20 protein-coding genes are annotated in these 17,153 nt (G+C 30.7%); 3 read left to right on the forward strand and 17 right to left on the reverse strand.

The features are described 5' to 3' along the window. The 3 genes from BMX60_RS08790 to BMX60_RS08800 form a co-directional block, all read left to right on the forward strand. Positions 1 to 330 (forward strand): RNA-guided endonuclease InsQ/TnpB family protein (locus BMX60_RS08790; protein WP_143055918.1); only part of this gene is annotated, 330 nt, incomplete at its 5' end. A gap of 186 nt (positions 331 to 516) precedes the next feature. After that, complete coding sequence (locus BMX60_RS08795; RefSeq protein ID WP_091351117.1) at positions 517 to 1,767, forward strand: DNA polymerase Y family protein; 1,251 nt, start codon at positions 517 to 519, stop codon at positions 1,765 to 1,767. A 13-nt stretch (positions 1,768 to 1,780) separates the two neighbouring features. Next, positions 1,781 to 2,041, forward strand: coding sequence for a hypothetical protein (locus BMX60_RS08800; protein WP_091351118.1), 261 nt, complete (start codon positions 1,781 to 1,783; stop codon positions 2,039 to 2,041). A 10-nt stretch (positions 2,042 to 2,051) separates the two neighbouring features. Here BMX60_RS08800 and dapB read toward each other — a convergent pair whose 3' ends face one another. The 17 genes from dapB to rnc all read right to left on the reverse strand — a co-directional run bounded on the left by dapB (position 2,052) and on the right by rnc (position 16,809). Further along, on the reverse strand, positions 2,052 to 2,786 hold the full coding sequence (gene dapB, locus BMX60_RS08805) for a 4-hydroxy-tetrahydrodipicolinate reductase (RefSeq protein ID WP_091351119.1): 735 nt from the start codon (positions 2,784 to 2,786) through the stop codon (positions 2,052 to 2,054). Positions 2,787 to 2,810: 24 nt separating this feature from the next. Continuing rightward, on the reverse strand, positions 2,811 to 3,161 hold the full coding sequence (locus BMX60_RS08810) for a YraN family protein (protein ID WP_091351120.1): 351 nt from the start codon (positions 3,159 to 3,161) through the stop codon (positions 2,811 to 2,813). Continuing rightward, complete coding sequence (locus BMX60_RS08815) at positions 3,154 to 4,221, reverse strand: HD-GYP domain-containing protein (protein ID WP_091351121.1); 1,068 nt, start codon at positions 4,219 to 4,221, stop codon at positions 3,154 to 3,156. Before BMX60_RS08815 ends, BMX60_RS08810 begins: the two co-directional genes overlap by 8 nt. Before the next feature lie 2 nt (positions 4,222 to 4,223). Continuing rightward, positions 4,224 to 4,988 carry a ribonuclease HII gene (locus BMX60_RS08820; protein ID WP_091351122.1) on the reverse strand — a complete coding sequence of 255 codons (765 nt, stop codon included), beginning with the start codon at positions 4,986 to 4,988 and terminating at the stop codon, positions 4,224 to 4,226. 82 nt (positions 4,989 to 5,070) lie between these two features. Next, positions 5,071 to 5,910, reverse strand: coding sequence for a ribosome biogenesis GTPase YlqF (gene ylqF / locus BMX60_RS08825; protein ID WP_091351123.1), 840 nt, complete (start codon positions 5,908 to 5,910; stop codon positions 5,071 to 5,073). A gap of 16 nt (positions 5,911 to 5,926) precedes the next feature. Continuing rightward, positions 5,927 to 6,436: a signal peptidase I gene (gene lepB / locus BMX60_RS08830; protein ID WP_091351124.1), complete on the reverse strand. Its 510-nt coding sequence runs from the start codon at positions 6,434 to 6,436 to the stop codon at positions 5,927 to 5,929. Positions 6,437 to 6,507: 71 nt separating this feature from the next. Next, on the reverse strand, positions 6,508 to 6,852 hold the full coding sequence (gene rplS, locus BMX60_RS08835; RefSeq protein ID WP_091351125.1) for a 50S ribosomal protein L19: 345 nt from the start codon (positions 6,850 to 6,852) through the stop codon (positions 6,508 to 6,510). A 113-nt stretch (positions 6,853 to 6,965) separates the two neighbouring features. Then, positions 6,966 to 7,667: a tRNA (guanosine(37)-N1)-methyltransferase TrmD gene (gene trmD / locus BMX60_RS08840; RefSeq protein ID WP_091351126.1), complete on the reverse strand. Its 702-nt coding sequence runs from the start codon at positions 7,665 to 7,667 to the stop codon at positions 6,966 to 6,968. Then, on the reverse strand, positions 7,664 to 8,158 hold the full coding sequence (rimM, locus tag BMX60_RS08845; protein ID WP_091351127.1) for a ribosome maturation factor RimM: 495 nt from the start codon (positions 8,156 to 8,158) through the stop codon (positions 7,664 to 7,666). The genes trmD and rimM overlap by 4 nt, the downstream gene beginning before the upstream one ends. 42 nt (positions 8,159 to 8,200) lie before the next feature. Next, the gene (locus BMX60_RS08850; protein WP_091351128.1) at positions 8,201 to 8,431 is read right to left on the reverse strand and encodes a KH domain-containing protein; all 231 of its coding nucleotides are present in this window, start codon (positions 8,429 to 8,431) and stop codon (positions 8,201 to 8,203) included. An 18-nt stretch (positions 8,432 to 8,449) separates the two neighbouring features. Beyond that, entirely contained in the window at positions 8,450 to 8,698 is a 249-nt protein-coding gene (rpsP, locus tag BMX60_RS08855) for a 30S ribosomal protein S16 (protein WP_072905433.1), read from the reverse strand. Between the two features lie 63 nt (positions 8,699 to 8,761). After that, positions 8,762 to 10,093 carry a signal recognition particle protein gene (gene ffh / locus BMX60_RS08860; RefSeq protein ID WP_091351129.1) on the reverse strand — a complete coding sequence of 444 codons (1,332 nt, stop codon included), beginning with the start codon at positions 10,091 to 10,093 and terminating at the stop codon, positions 8,762 to 8,764. An 8-nt stretch (positions 10,094 to 10,101) separates the two neighbouring features. Continuing rightward, positions 10,102 to 10,431, reverse strand: a complete 330-nt coding sequence (gene ylxM, locus BMX60_RS08865) for a YlxM family DNA-binding protein (RefSeq protein WP_091351130.1) — start codon at positions 10,429 to 10,431, stop codon at positions 10,102 to 10,104. Between the two features lie 620 nt (positions 10,432 to 11,051). Next, a complete protein-coding gene (locus BMX60_RS08870; RefSeq protein WP_091351131.1) occupies positions 11,052 to 11,576 on the reverse strand; it encodes an RNA polymerase sigma factor in 525 nt (174 codons plus the stop codon). A gap of 18 nt (positions 11,577 to 11,594) precedes the next feature. Continuing rightward, positions 11,595 to 12,506: a signal recognition particle-docking protein FtsY gene (gene ftsY / locus BMX60_RS08875; RefSeq protein ID WP_207648428.1), complete on the reverse strand. Its 912-nt coding sequence runs from the start codon at positions 12,504 to 12,506 to the stop codon at positions 11,595 to 11,597. Positions 12,507 to 12,508: 2 nt separating this feature from the next. Then, a complete protein-coding gene (smc, locus tag BMX60_RS08880) occupies positions 12,509 to 16,048 on the reverse strand; it encodes a chromosome segregation protein SMC (protein WP_091351133.1) in 3,540 nt (1,179 codons plus the stop codon). Positions 16,049 to 16,107: 59 nt separating this feature from the next. Further along, entirely contained in the window at positions 16,108 to 16,809 is a 702-nt protein-coding gene (gene rnc, locus BMX60_RS08885; RefSeq protein WP_091351134.1) for a ribonuclease III, read from the reverse strand. Positions 16,810 to 17,153: the final 344 nt, after the last annotated feature.

Genomic DNA, 17,153 nt, shown 5'->3' on the forward strand with positions numbered 1-17,153 from the left:
TTGGTGAAAACCAAACCAGAATATGTAGTTATGGAAAACCTAAATACAAAGGGAATGTTAAAAAACAAAAAAATATCTAAAGCAATCCAAGAACAAACATTCCGTGAATTTAGGAGACAGATGGAATACAAATGCCGATGGAATAATATTAAATTTATACTTGTAAATAGGTTTTATCCTTCATCTAAAACTTGTAGTAGCTGTGGAAGTATAAAAGACAAACTTTCTCTATCAGAAAGAACTTTTAGATGTAATGATTGTGGCTATGAAATAGATAGGGATTTAAATGCAAGTATAAATTTAAAAAATTACGGTAAATCAATAGCTTAGCACCTAAAGCAACTATTGATATGTACCGATACGTTAGTCGGGAATTTAAGCCTTCGGAGTGTTAAACAAAACAGGAGTAGATTTTTTCGAAACTGGACACGATGAACAAGGAAGGAAACATAAGCTTTTATAAGGTTTGATAAAAAACTTTATAAAGTTTTATAAGTTTTCTGTAACGGCGATTATATGACAAAAAGAGTTATTTTTCATATAGATGTAAATTCTGCTTATTTGTCATGGGAGGCTGTTTATCAATTACAACAAGGTAGTAAAGTGGATTTAAGGGAAATTCCTTCTGTTGTAGGAGGTGATATAAAAAAAAGGAGTGGTATTGTATTAGCAAAATCTATTCCTGCTAAAAAATACAATATTAAAACAGGCGAAACCCTTTTCTCTGCTAAACTAAAGTGTCCCCATCTGGTAATTGTACCTCCTAGATATAAACTTTATATGGACTGTAGTGCTGCTATGGGAAAAATTTTAAGAAAATATTCTCCATCTATTCAGTTTTTTTCTATAGATGAAGTTTTTTTAGATTATACCAATTTAGAAAGACACTTCGGCCCCCCTGAAATTGCCGCCAACTTAATTAAAGATGATATTAAAAAAACTTTGGGCTTTACAGTAAATATTGGAATAAGCTCTAATAAACTATTGGCAAAAATGGCTTCAGAATTTGAAAAACCTGATAAAGTTCACACTTTATTTCCAGAAGAAATTCCCGCAAAAATGTGGCCTTTACCTGTCGGTGAATTATTTATGGTAGGTTCCAAAACCAAAGAAAAGCTTTTAGCAAAAAATATTAAAACAATTGGTCAATTGGCTAATACAAATCCTGATTTTTTATATAGTTTCCTAAAAAGTCACGGGATCCTAATTTGGAATTATGCCAATGGAAGAGAAAATTCTCCCGTTAGAAATGAAAGCTTACCTATGAAAGGCCTAGGTAACTCTACAACTATTCCCTTTGATGTTACTACAAAAGAAGATGCCCATAAAATTCTCATGGGACTTACCGAAAACCTTTGTTTTAGATTAAGAAATTTACAAAAGTGTGCTTCTGTTGTAAGTGTTTCCATTAAAAATAACCAGTTTGAGTATTATTCCCATCAAAAAAAACTATCCCACTATACCAACTGTACAAAAATAATTTTAGAAACTGTTAAAAATCTGTTTACTGAAATGTGGAATAAAGAACCAATTCGACAGATGGGCATACATTTAACAGATTTTTGCGATAATGATTTCCATCAACTATCCTTTTTTGAGACAGATCCCATCAAGTATAAACGTCTAGATAACGCCATAGATAAAATTCGTTTAAAATATGGTAAAGATTCAATTTTCCCTTCTTGTTACTTACATTCAGAAATTAGCCCATTACAAGGTGGAGTTATAAAAGAAGAAGATTATCCAATGATGTCTAGTATACTCTAAAGGAGGTTTTTAGATGAAAGTAGTCATGAAACCTATAGATATGATTGTTTGGTTTAATCAAGAAGGAAAACCACGGCCTATTAAATATCGTTTTGAAAGTGAAGAGGGGAACCAAGTTATTAAAGTAGATAATGTTTTAACTGTAAATCAAGAACGTTTAGCAGGTAATATCATGCTAATTTTTAAATGTCAAAGTATTATTAACGGTATAGAAAAAATCTATGAACTTAAATATGAAAAAGCAACTTGTAAGTGGTTCTTATATAAAATTTAAGGAGTTAACACTAACTCCTTTTTCTTAAAGTGAAGTCAAAAACATCTTCCATAGTATAAAAATTAGGGGGTACATTTACTATAAACTTAGAAGCAGTTAATGCCCCACTGGCAAAAACTGATCTATCATGGGCTTCATGGCAGAGTTTTATTGTTTCTAAAGGTCCAATAAATTGTGCTTCATGGTAACCTACTATATTACCCCCCCTTATAGCATGAACACCTATTTCTCTTTCTTCCCTAACTTCTTCTCCTATCCGTCCGTGCTTAAGTTTAGTATCATATCCTAAACCTTTTTGAATAAAATCAATTAAAGTTTTGGCACTTCCAGAAGGAGCATCCTTTTTTTTATTATGATGTGCTTCTATTATCTCAATATCTGTTTGCCCCCCAATAATTTGAGCTGTAATTTCAGCTAATTTAAACAGTAAATTCATACCTACAGACATATTTGATGCTTGTAAGATAGGTATTTTCTTTGAACTTTTATATATTTCATTTTGTTGATCATTGGTAAAGTTAGTAGTCCCAATAACAAGGGGTATATTTTTTCTTAGACAATAATCTAAAGTTTTGAAAATTGCTTGAGGTCGTGAAAAAGTAATTACTACATTGTATTGAGTATATTCTTCCATATGTAACTCTTCAGAACTAATTGCTTTAACTTTTGTAAAAAAAGAATCTTCTAAAGCTAATTCCAAAGTTTTTTGACCCATTTTTCCGGTACTTAAAATTAATAAATCCATAAAGCTACTTCCTTTCTTGTGAAATTATAAAGTACAATTTTTAATCCAATTGATAAAATAATCTTCACCTTGAATGTATATTCCTACACAATCAATTCTAAAGGGGTTATTGTTCTTTTCTGTTATCAAATAATATTGAGCTAATTTAACTAATTTATTTAGCTTTTTTTTATCTATTGCTTCTAAAGGATCGCCAAATTTTAAATTAGTCCTAGTTTTAACTTCACAAAATACGATAGTTTCTTTATCTTGTAAAATTAAATCTATCTCTCCTAATTTACACCTAAAATTTTTTCTAATTAAAATAAGTCCTTGACTCTGTAAATATTGTGCAGCTATATCTTCTCCATTTTTAGCTAATTGTTGTTTATTCATAAACAACTTCCTCAATAAATAACTGAGGGTATTCCTCTAAATCTAAAATTTGATAGAATTCCCCTTTTATAACCTTAATTATAGGGGTTAATGGATTTTTACCTTGACCTATGACTACTCCCACTTCTCCGTTATTTAGTTTTACCTTATATCCCAAGGGGTAAAGTATAACCGTTTGTAAAAATTTTTCAATATACTCTTGAGGAAAAAGGTTTCCACCACTAGATTCTAAAATTTCGATAGTGTCCTTTATTGAAAAACGAGGTCTATATGGCTTTTCTGCCGTTAAAGCGTCAAACATATCTGCTATTCCCACAATATAACCAAAGGGGTGAATAGCATCTCCTTTTAATTTCCTAGGATATCCACTTCCCATTAGCCTCTCGTGATGTTGTAAGGCTACATGGGCAGATAAAAGGGGTATTTTCCCAGCCTTCTTTATAAGCTCAAAACCCAAAATAGTATGGGCAATCACTTTTTCATATTCATCGACAGACAAAATCCCTGGCTTATTTATAATACTGATAGGAATTTTTGTTTTACCTATATCATGTAACAATGCCCCTAATCCTAGTTGAAAAAGTTGCGTTCTAGTAAATTTTAAGCTATGACCGATAATTAATGAATAAATACATACATTAATACTATGCTGGTAGGTATAATTATCTAATAATTTAAGTTCTGCAAAACTAGATAAGATAAGTTTATGATCCATTAACTCATCAATTATATTATTAACAATAGAGTTTAATCTATCCAAATCTAAGTTTTCTCTAGTATGTCTTTGCACTCCATCAATAATAATACTTATTAATGATCTCTTTTTTATAGTTTTTATAGCTTCACTTAAATTATCTTCACTAATAATTTCGTGAATACTTAAATAAGGTAAAGTACTATCTTCTATATAAACAAAAGCTATCCCTAATTGTGGTAATTTGTTTTTTATGTTTTGGGTTATCCTGGTACCTTTAGCCAATAAAATAGAGCCACTAGGACTTTTTACCGGATTTGCCAATATATCTCCTTCTTTTAAAAGATTTACTGCAACTCTTCTCATCACTAAATCCCCCCTAAACCTTCTTTTACTCCTTTAAAAGTAATTCTATGAACAGGAGAAGGACCATATTTTTTTAATGCCCAATAATGTTCTTCTGTAGGATATCCTTTATTTTTTGCAAAGTTATACATGGGGTATTTCTTATGTAAAGCCAGCATATAGTTGTCCCTATATACCTTTGCAATTATTGCTGCCGCTGCTATAGAACCTACTTTTTCATCCCCTTTTACTACAGGTATTTGCTCAGCAGGATAATCAATGGTAAAATTACCATCAATTAGTAACAGATCTATAGCTTGTCCTAGCCCTTTTACAGCATTTACCATCGCCAACTTGCTAGCATTTAAAATATTTATTTGATCAATTACATTGTTATCTATCACACTTATATTATAAAACAATCCTTGTTCCTTAATCTTATCTGCTAAATCTTCTTTGGCTTGTTCTCCTAATTTTTTAGAATCTTTCAATCCTAAAAGATCAGGTATTTTTGCAAAGGCTACTGCAGCTGCCACCACAGGTCCTGCCAATGGACCACGCCCCACTTCATCTAAACCTATAACTGTTAAGCCTTTTTCCCAGTACTTTTTTTCATAGTTCCAAAGCTGTTCATAGAAAACCCTTTCTTGTATTTCCCTTTTAATTTTATTTGCTAATACTTTTAATCCTTGACGTCCATCAGCTAATAAAAGATCTATTAACTCCTGATTCTTCTCTTGATTATTTACAAATTGCTGAACTTCTTTTATGGTTAAATCTTGAAGCATCTCATCACCCCAATTATATAATTCTAGTTAATTTGAGAAAATCCCTGCTTTTTATAAAAAACATTTAAAGCGCCTACGGCGCTTATAATAAATCTAATGTTATTCTTCCTAATTTACCCTGTCTAAACTCCCTAACCAATACTTCTGCACCTTTCATATAATCTACAGTATTCCCTTGTTTTAGAAAACCTCTTTTTTCTGAGAGAGCTATTAAATATTCTGGGGCAGATGTATTTTCTGGTACTCCATATCGCTTACTTAATAATCCTGGATAATTATCCATTAAAAATTGAATCAAACGATAAGCCATATCTTCAACATTGACTATTTCATCTTTAATTGCTCCCGTTACTGCCAATTTAAAACCTACCATTTCATCATCAAACTTAGGCCATAATACACCTGGAGTATCCATCATTTCTAAATTATTTCCAGTTTTTATCCATTGTTTATTTTTTGTCACACCTGGTTTATCACCTGTTTGAGCAACACTTCTATTAGCCAACTTATTAATCAAAGTTGATTTTCCTACATTGGGAATTCCGAGAATCATCATCCGGGTAGGACGATTTATCCTTCCTTTAAGTAATTGATTTTGATGTTTTTGAGCACCTATTTCTTTAGCTAAAGATAGGACTTTTTTTAGCCCAGTACCTTTAATCAAATCAACTTCTACACATTTAATATTATTCTTTGTAAAATAATTAATCCATAGATTAGTCTTTTCCTTATCTGCCAAATCACATTTAGATAATAAAATTATTCTTGGTTTTTGCCCAACTATTTCATCAATATCAGGATTTCTACTACTTAAAGGTATCCTAGCATCTAAAAGTTCTAATACTAAATCTACTAACTTTAAATTTTCTTTAATCAATCTTTTAGCCTTTACCATATGGCCTGGATACCACTGATATTGCATTTTTCTCACCCCATTATTAATTAAAATATGTAAACTTACTCAATGGCCAATATCTCAAAAATGCCTTTCCTCTAATTTTTTCGATATCAATAAATCCTACTTGCGAATTTCTGCTATCGATACTTTTACTTCTATTGTCACCTAAAACAAAAACTTTATCTTCAGGGACAACTACTGGTCCAAAACCATTATCACTTTTAAAAAGTATATAATCTTCACGTACCTCTTCATCATTTAAAAATAATCTACCATCTATTATTTCCACTTTATCCCCTGGCAAACCAATTACCCTTTTAATAAGAATTCTATTTTCATCATTAGGTAGAGGAAAAACTATTATTTCTCCCCGTTTAGGCTCTCTAAACCTATAAGATATTTTATTAACTAAAACCCTTTGATGATTAGCTAGAGTTGGCTGCATTGAACTACCATCTACAATAAAACTTTCCATAATAAAAGATCTAATAATTAAAGCTAATATTATAGCAATTATTATAGATTTTATCCATTCTTTCAATTCTTTCATTTGCCTCACTCCCAAATATAATAGGCCTTATTTATATATAGAAAAAGGGCTGACGAGAACAGCCCCTTATCTTAATTTTTAATTTCTTTAATTCTTGCTGCTTTACCGGTAAGATTACGTAAGTAATAAAGTTTAGCCCTTCTAACTTTACCGATACGAATAACTTCAATTTTATCAATTCTAGGAGAATGAATTGGGAAAGTTCTTTCCACACCAACGCCATAAGAGATTCTTCTTACAGTAAAAGTTTCTCTTATACCGCTTCCTTTGCGTTTAATTACAACACCTTCAAAAACCTGAATTCTTTCCCTTTGTCCCTCAATAACTTTAACGTGTACCCTGACAGTATCACCAGGTTTAAATTGAGGAATATCGGACTTCATATGTTCTTGTTCCAATTGCTTGATTATTTCCATGTAAATTCCCTCCTTCCATCCTAGATGTTCTTACACTTAATTTTAAGTGCAGAGGACCATCCGTAATACCCATAATATTTTATCATAGTTTAATGATTAATACAAACTTTTCTTTAGTAATTTACATTATTTTTTTCTTGATATTTTTTAAAGAGATCTGGTCTTTTCTTTTTAGTAATTTCTATAGATTTTTCTAAACGCCATTTTTCAATTTCCCCATGATTTCCTGAAAGGAGAACTGGTGGAACCTGCATACCCCGATATTCTTTAGGTCTAGTATAATGGGGATGCTCCAGTAAACCATTTTGAAAAGAATCGTTTTTATGGGATTCTTCCTTACCTATACTTCCAGGTAACAATCTTACTACTGCATCGATTATAACCATCGCTGGTAGTTCTCCTCCAGTAAGTACATAATCCCCTATGGATATCTCTCTAGGTTTAAAATATTCATAAACCCTATAGTCAATTCCTTCATAGTGTCCACAAATAAATATTAAATGTTCTTTCTGAGCTAATTCTTCTGCAATATGTTGAGTAAATTGTTCCCCTTGTGGTGTTAATAAAATTATTTCTGATTCTTGTCTGTAACCAATACATTCAAGGGCGTCAAAGATAGGTTCTGGTTTCATAACCATACCAGCACCACCACCATAAGGGTAATCGTCAACTTTTTTATGCTTGTTTTTACTATAATCCCTGATATTGTGGATTGCTATATGGACTATACCATTTTCCTGAGCCCTTTTTATAATACTTGTATCTAAAGGACCTGAAAACATTTCTGGAAAAATAGATAAAATATCTATTTTCATTCTAATAACCCCTCAATAGGTGTTATAATTATTTTTTTCTTATCGATATCAACAGAAGAAATAACTGATTCTATAGCTGGTATTAAATATTCTTTATTTTCTCCTTTAACTACATAAACATCATTACTACCAGTTGAAAAAACTGAAGTTACAATGCCTAAAAAATTATCACTATCATCATAAACTTCACAATCCATTATATCAAAAATATAATATTCTCCTTCTTCTAATGGAGTTAATTGTTCTTTATTAATTTCTAAATATTTATCTTTAAATTTTAAAATATCATTTATGTTATCAAACCCTTCAAATTTTAATATATATAAATTCTTTTGAGGTCTGCTTCTTTCAATAGTTAATTGATCTTCACCTAAAAATACTTTATTTCCCTTTTTAAATCTAGCTGGAAAGTCTGTTAAAGGATATACTTTTACTTCTCCCCTTACTCCGTGGGTAGATGTAATTTTTCCTACTTTTATTCTCTTATCCATAATTTTTCACCATCTTTTAGATTTTAGGGTTAGAGAAAAACTCTAACCCAAGATATCAAGTACTACATCTAAATTATTTTTGGCTGCAGCGGCATTCACCACAGTGCGAATAGCTTTAGCTATTCTACCGCTCTTACCAATTACTTTTCCCATATCCTCTTGAGCCACTTTAAGCTCTATGATAATAGTTTTATCCCTTTTCTTTTCGGTAACTATTACATCTTCTGGTTTATCCACTAAGGATTTGGCCACTAATTCTACTAGCTCTCTCATTATAAGACCTCCTCTGGTCTATTTTTGTAGAGCACCAGCATTTTTAAGCAATGATTTAACAGTATCAGAAGGCTGAGCTCCTTTTTTTAACCATTCTTGAGCTTTTTCAACATTAACTTTAACTACAGCTGGCTCAGTAAGGGGATTATAATAACCAATTTCCTCAATGAAGCGGCCATCCCTTGGTGAACGGGAGTCAGCTACAACTATTCTATAAAAAGGTCTTTTTTTAGAACCCATTCTTCTTAAACGAATTTTTACTGCCATTTATTTCACCTCCTTTACAAGATCAAAAATTATACTCAATTTCACCATATTTTCTGTATTTAACTAGAAAAATGGAAAAGGTTTTCTTCCTTTTTTCATGCTTTTTTCTAGAGAACTAAATTGTTTCATCATTTTTTGCATTTGTTCAAATTGTTTAAGTAAACGATTGACATCTTGAATCTTAGTACCTGAACCGGCAGCAATCCTCTTTCTTCTACTACCATTGATTATACTGGGATTTGCCCTTTCAGCTTTTGTCATTGAACTAATTATAGCTTCAATTTTTACCAGCTCTTTATTATCAACAGATAATCCCTTTAGTTTTCCTCCACCCATACCAGGGAGCATACCTAAAATTTGATCTAAAGGACCCATCTGTTTTATTTGCTGTAGTTGTTCTACAAAATCATCTAAAGTGAACTGTTGTGTTTGCAGCTTTTTCTGTAAATCCTTTGCCTTTTCTAAGTCTATCGCTGCTTCCGCTTTTTCTATAAGTGTTAAAACATCTCCCATCCCTAAAATCCTTGAGGCCATTCTGTCAGGATGAAAAACATCTAAATCTTCAATTTTTTCTCCAATACCTACAAGTTTTATAGGTTTCCCTGTTACAGCTTTTATGGAAAGGGCTGCACCCCCTCTAGTATCGCCATCTAATTTAGTTAAAATCACACCAGTTATATCTAGTTTTTCATTAAATGATTTTGCTACATTAACAGCATCTTGTCCTGTCATGGCATCTACTACTAACAAAATTTCATCAGGATTGGTAACTTTAACAATTCCCTCTAATTCATCCATCAGTTTTTCATCAATATGCAATCTACCTGCAGTATCAAAAATAACTAAATCATAGCCATTTTTTTTCCCATGTTCTAATCCGAGTTTACAAATATCCACAGGAGAATTTTTATCTCCCATAGTAAAAACTTCCACTCCAAGTTGCTCTCCAAGGACTTGTAATTGTTTAATTGCAGCAGGGCGATATATATCTGCAGCAACTAGTAAAGGCTTTTTATTTTTCTTTTTATACCTCAAAGCCAATTTTGCCGCCATAGTCGTTTTTCCTGCACCTTGCAAACCAACTAACATTACTACACCGGGAGTTTTATTAAATACCAACTCACTTTTGGTACCTCCCATTAGCTCTTGGAGTTCATCTCTAACTATTTTTATAACTTGCTGTCCAGGAGTTAAACTTTGAAGTATCTCTTGCCCAACACTTTTTTCCCTAACCTTATTAATAAAATCCTTTACTACTTGAAAGTTAACATCAGCTTCTAAAAGGGCAATTCTTACTTCTCTCATAGCTTCTTTAATATCTGATTCTGTAAGTTTACCTTTTCCCTTTAGTTTTTTAAAAACATCCTGTAATCTATCAGAAAGGTTTTGAAACATTAAATAATTCACCTCATATTCTCTTTAAGGATTTCTAACAGTTGTTGTATTTGGTTAAAATCCTTTTTTTCTAAAGCTAACTCTATTTTCCTTACAAGTTCATAATTTTCCTTCTTTTGTCTTTGTATCTGGAGAACTTCTTCATAATGTTCTAATAAATTAGCAACTCTTTTTAATGTATCATAAACTGCTTGCCGTGATATTTCTTCTTCTTCGGCTATTTCACCTAAGGATAAATCCTCATGATAATATAATTCAAAAATCCTTTTTTGTTTTGTCGTTAATAATTGACTATATATATCAAATAAATCATTTAAATGAGTGATCTTTTCTAACATATAATCACTCCTGTGTTAAGTTTTTTTCCTTTACATATTCTAATATAAAATTTGTCTATTGTCAAATATTTATTCAAATTTATGATGGAAGTTTTAAAATTTGTTATTGGTAAGTATTCTTAGCATGTTAGTTCTACAAATTACAAATAATAAAATTAAAGGAGGTGAAAATTAATGAAAAAATCACCTAAAGATATCTTTAATTCTCAAAAATTTCAAGAAGAAGTTTCTCAAGAGCTAGGTATCCCAATTAAGAAAAAAGATTCTAACAAGAAGTAAATTCCTATATAAAGTTAAAGCCCTTACATAAGGGCTTTCAGTTTGTAGACAAAGTCATTTTTTAAAGGCTGTAGTAATTAAACATTTTAACAAAGTTTTGCGTCGAGATTTAAGGCTTCTATCTAAAAGAAAGAAGGGTACCGCTCTAATTCGCCATCCATGGCTCAATAGAGCTTTCGGAACGTCCTGTTCCTCACCCCTTCTTCCTTTTATCTAATCAGCTCTTAAATCTATCTCCTCAACTTAATCGTATCTTTGTTTAATTACCACAGCTGATGTTGACTTTGTCTATAGTTTGTCTTCAGTCTGGAAAGCCCTTATGTAAGGCTTTTTTATACAGTTTAAAAACGAAGGGCTTCTTGAAGATATTTTCTACCTCTATATAATCTAGTTTTCACTGAATCTATAGAGCACTGAAGAATATTTGATATCTCTTCATAAGAGAAACCATAATAATCCTTTAACAAAATGGCTTTTTGGGTTAATTTAGGTAATTTCTCAAGCTGCTGAACAAGACTTGCTTGAAGTTCCTTTAATTCTAAATCAACAGAGGGACAACTTAAGTTTTTAATTTTATCACAGACATTATCCCATGATACTAATATTACTTTTTGAGTTTTTTTATAACTATCCCTATAAACATTAAGGATTATTTGATATAACCAAGTAGTAAAATTACTATCTCCTTTGTAATTTTTAATGTATTTAAATACCCTTAAAAAAGCCTCTTGGATTAAATCTTCCGCCTCGTGTATACTTCCTGTTAATCCATAAGCCATTTTCAATGCTATATTCTTATAATTTTCTATTAATTTATTAAATGCTTCCATATCTCCCATTTGACACTGGATAATTAATAAATCCATAAAATCTCCTCCAAACCCTTAATCAAAAAGAGCCTTTACATACTCTTGACCATCAAAGGTTTTTAAATCATCTATTCCCTCTCCTACACCCACAAATTTTATAGGTATTTTAAGTTCACGATTTATTGCAATTACAATACCACCTTTGGCTGTACCATCTAATTTAGTTAATACTACACCAGTAAGATCAGTAGCTTCACTAAAGGCTTTTGCCTGCATCATAGCATTTTGACCAGTAGTTGCATCTAATACCAATAAACTTTCATGGGGTCCATCGGGGATTTCTTTTTTAATAACCCGGTTTATTTTTTTCAATTCTTCCATTAAGTTAATCTTTGAATGTAATCTACCGGCAGTATCACAAATAACATAATCTACTTTACGGGATTTAGCTGCTTGTAAACCGTCGAAAATTACAGCACTAGGATCACTTCCCATTTGATGGCTGATTACATCTACATTATTTCGCTGACCCCAAATTTTTAATTGTTCTATAGCGGCAGCCCTAAAGGTATCGGCAGCTACTAATAGTACTTTATTACCTTGATTTTTTAACATATTTGTCAATTTGCCGATAGTTGTGGTTTTCCCTACACCATTAACACCACATACTAAGATAACAGTTGGAGGAGTAGTAGCTTTAGCTAATTGATTATTTTGGCCAGTGAAATGTGAAGATAATTGTTCTTTAAAGAAGTTTTTTAGATCATTACTATCAGTTATTTTATGTTTTTTACAATATTCCCTCAATTCATCTATTAACTCCATTGTAGTACTTACACCTACATCGGCAGATAGTAAAACTTCTTCTAACTCCTCAAAAAATTCTTCATCTAATTTTGTGAAAGTACTTAATACCTTATCTATTCCTTCCATTATATTATTTCTTGTTTTATTTAATCCTTCTTTTAATCGATTTAAAAATGACATCTCTATCCCACTCTCTTTTCTAAGTTTACTGAAATTTGTTTTGATATTCCGTTTTCTTCCATGGTAATACCATAAAGTATATCTGCACTTTCCATAGTACCCTTTCTATGGGTTACTATTATAAACTGTATTTCTTTAGACATCTCTTTCAAAAAGGCACCAAACCTATCCACATTAGCTTCATCCAATGAAGCCTCTATTTCATCAAGTACGCAAAAAGGAGACGGTTTAGTTTTCAAGATAGCAAATAATAAAGCTATGGCTGTCAAGGCTTTTTCTCCACCGGAAAGTAAAGTCATAGATTGAAGTTTTTTTCCAGGGGGCTGTACAAAAATTTCCACTCCACTTTCTAAAAGGTTTTCTGGGTCAGTTAAACGCAAATAACCCCTTCCACCATTAAAAAGTTTTTGAAAAACTTCATTAAAATATACTTTTATCTTTTCAAAGGATTCCTCAAATTGTGTAGCCATTTGACGATCCATCTCTAAAATTATCTTTTTCAAATCCAATTTCGCCCGGGTTAAGTCATTTTTTTGTTCTTTTAAGAAATCTATCTTTCCTTTAATTTTTTTATATTCTTCAATGGCCCCTAAATTTACTTCACCTAATCCCTTGAGATCTTCCCGTAGAATATTTATTTCTTTAGTAGCTTCTTTTTCATCAACATTAGGATAATTTAATGCCCTAGCTTCTCCTACTGTTAAAAAATACTCACTTAAAAGCTTTTCTGTAAAACCATCTAATTCCAAAAGTATCTTTGATTTTTTTAAATTTAAAGAGTTAAGTTTAGCCAACAAAATTTCTTTACTTTGTTCTAGTTCCTTTAATTTTTCTTCAGTCTGTTGGATTTTTTCATCAACTTCTCTTTTAAGGCCTTGATGATTAACTTGTTGTTCATTAATTTTAATTTTTAATTTCTCTAACTTTAGGTTTTCATTAGATAAATCCTCTATAGATTTTTGCAATATTCCAATTTCCTCAATAGTTGAATTTATATTTTTCTCATTATCCTTAAATTTAATTTCAGTTCTCTTTTTTTCCTCATTTAACATTGTCAATTGTTTTTTAAAAGATTGAAACTCCTGTTCTAAAGAAGCTATAGTTATTTGTTTACTAACAATCTTAGATTTTAAATTTTCATATAGATTGCTCTTTTCTTCAATAAAATCATTGATTTCTTTAATACAATTTGTTATCCTTTCCTTTTCATCTTCTTTAATTTTTTCACCCTTTAAAGTTTGAGAAATTTGTTCTTCTAAACCCTTTAAATCATTTTCAAATAATTTTTTTTCTTGTTGTATTAAATTTATATGCTCTTTAGTAGTTTTAATCTCTTGTTCTATTAATAAAATTTCTTGATATTTATTATTTTTATCCCCTTGTAATATTCCCAAATAATTTTGCAGCTGTTCTAGCTGTTCACAAACTTTTTTATACTCTTCTTCTCCTTTAGTTAAATTATATTGAATTTGGACTAATTCATCTTCTTCTCTTTTTAGTTCTACTTTTAAAGCTTCAATTTCTTGGGCTCTCTGGATTAATCCAAGGGATTTTGTATTATAGTTACCCCCTGTAATAGCACCACCGACATTTAACACATCCCCTTCTAGTGTAACAATTTTGTATTTATAGTTATATTTTTTTGCAACTTTTAATCCTATATCTAAATTTTTGACGATAATTATTCTTCCAAGAAGAAAATCCATTATACCACTGTATTTTTTTTCAAATTGAACTAAATTCGCAGCAACACCAATAATATCTGGATCTTCTATATTTAAAGGGGTCCCTTTAATAATGTTTAAAGGAAGAAAGGTCGCTCTACCTAATTTATTTTTTCTTAAATATTCAATAACTTCTGCTGCAAAGAATTCATCTTTAACAACGATATTTTGCAAGCTACTTCCCAAAGCCACTTCAATGGCAATAGTAAGATGCTCAGGTACTGTCAATAGTTGAGCTATGGATCCTTCTAATGAAGGATGACCTTTAAACTTTTTCAATGTTTCTTTCGGCCCTAAATTATATCCTGCATAGGACATTTCCAAATTTGTTAGAGCTGTAATTTTTGTTTTAAGTTCATTAACCTTCCCCTTTTGCTTATCTAATTTATCTTTTTCAACTTCAATATTATTTTTAATTTCTGAAATTTTATTGAGTAGATCTCCTTTTATGGTGTTTTGGTCATCAATTAAAACATTTATTTCCTCTAATTCCCGTTGTTTACTATGTAGCTTATCACTTAGTTGATTACTTTTTTCTTGGAAACTAATAAGCTCCCTTTCTTTTCTACCACATTCATTGATTAGTTTTCCTTTATTACTCTCTAAATTCTTTAATTCATTTTTTATTGTTGCAGTAGCATTTAATATTTCTATGATTTCTTCTTTATATTTTTCTAATCCTTCTTTAAGTTGATCTATTTCTTTTCTTAATTTTTCCGACTTTTCCTCATCTTCAATGATCAAATTTTTATTATTTTTTAATTCTTGTTGATTAATTTTTAATTTATTATCCAGCTCCTTAATTTTTAAATTTACTTGTCGAAGATATTCTTCTAGCTCTAAATTTTCAAACTTTAAATTTTCTACTCTCTTTTTACCATCGGATAATTGCCGCTTATTTAACTCTAAATTGTATTTTAAGCCTTCTAAATCCTTAATCACTTGTAATTCTTGGTCCCTTAAACTATTTAATTGAAATTCAATATCTTTAATTTTTTTTATCAGTTCTTCTTTATTTGAATTAGTTACTTGTATAGCCTTTTCTACTTCTTCTTTTAAAAGCCTTTTTTCCTCAATTTGTTTATCTGTTTCTTTATAATTTTTTTCAAGATTATTGATTTTTTCTAATACTAAAGCTACTTCTAACCCCTTTAGTTTTTCTTTAATATTTTTGTATTTCTCTGCCTTTGTAGCCTCTTCTTGTATTTGGGGTAAATCTTGTTCTAAATTATATAAAATATCGTCAACACGGACTAAATTTTGTTCAGTTTCCTCTAGTTTCTTTAAACTTTCTTTCTTCTTATTTTTGTATTTTACAATCCCTGCCGCTTCTTCAAAAATTATTCTTTTTTCTTCTGGACGGCTATTGAGAATATCTTCTACTTGCCCTTGACTGATTATTGAATAAGCTTCTTTACCTACACCGGTATCCATGAATAACTCATGAATATCCTTTAACCTACAAGGTGTCTTATTTATGTAATATTCACTTTCCCCATCTCGAAAAATTCTTCTAATAATATTTACTTCAGAATAATCAATGGCTAATTTCCCTTGAGAGTTATCAAAAACCAAAGATACTTCTGCATAATTTTTCTGTTTTCTACCTTCAGAACCGGCGAAAATTACATCTTCCATTTTTGATCCCCTCAGTGCCTTAGCACTTTGTTCCCCTAAAACCCATCTTATAGCATCGATAATGTTACTTTTACCACTACCATTAGGGCCAACAATAGCAGTTATCCCAGGATTTATCAAAAATTCTGTTTTATTTGCAAAGGATTTAAATCCATTTAATTCAATTTTTTTCAAATACATTATATCCCCTCCTGCCCACTATTTTAACACCTAATAGAAAAAAGATAAACTAAAATTTTTTAGCGGAGCTTATCTCCGCCAAAAAATTTTTCTAATGCTTTCTGGGCAGCACTTTGTTCCGATAACTTTTTACTCTTTCCGATACCAGTGCCAATTAACTTGCCGTTTAAATATACAGAAGTGGTAAATTCTTTATCATGATCTGGACCTGTTTCTTTTATAACTTTATAAGTCAATTTATTTACGCCATTTTTCTGGATATACTCTTGTAGTTGAGTTTTATAGTCTGTTTCACCTTTAATGAAAGCTTCGTTGATTTCTTCATGTAGTATATCCACAACAATGTCGTAACATTTTTCAAAGCCAACTTCTAAATACAATGCTCCAACAAAAGCTTCAAATACATCGGCTAGAATAGAAGCTTTATTACGCCCTCCAGTTTTCTCTTCCCCTTTACCTAACAATAGATAATTTCCAAAATTAAGGCGTTTAGCGGCTTTAACAAGGGATTGTTCGCAAACAATTTGAGCTCTAAGTCTAGTCATTTCCCCTTCAGTTATTTCTGTAGTAAAATCAAATAAATATTTACTAATTATTAACTCTAGGACAGCATCCCCTAAAAATTCTAAACGTTCATTATGTCCCTTTAATCCTAAATTATTTTCAAAGGCATAGGAAGTATGGGTAAAAGCTTTAATAAATGTATCTGTATTAACTATATAAACATTGTATTTTCTCAATAACCTTTGTAATTCTTTCATTTCGCCACTCCCTTATTTTATAACGTATTGTAAAACTTTTTTTATATAAAAGTAGCTTAAACAACCTTTATTTATAGCTTTTTACAAAAAACAACTTGCCACCCCCTTAATCTTCGTTCATAATTGAGGTACACACACCAAATAAACAAAGAAAGAAAGGAGTGACAAGTTGTTACCTCAATTTATAACATATTGTTTAGAAATAATCAAGCAGCAAAATGAAATTATCTGTACTTTAATTACTTTGCTTATTAAAAAGAATGTGTTTAATAAACCTTCAAAGGAACCAGTTAATAAACCATATAGGAAACTTCAGGTGGATGAGCTCCCTGTAGTTGAGAAGT

Source organism: Anaerobranca gottschalkii DSM 13577, assembly GCF_900111575.1.
GTDB classification, from domain to species: domain Bacteria; phylum Bacillota; class Proteinivoracia; order Proteinivoracales; family Proteinivoracaceae; genus Anaerobranca; species Anaerobranca gottschalkii.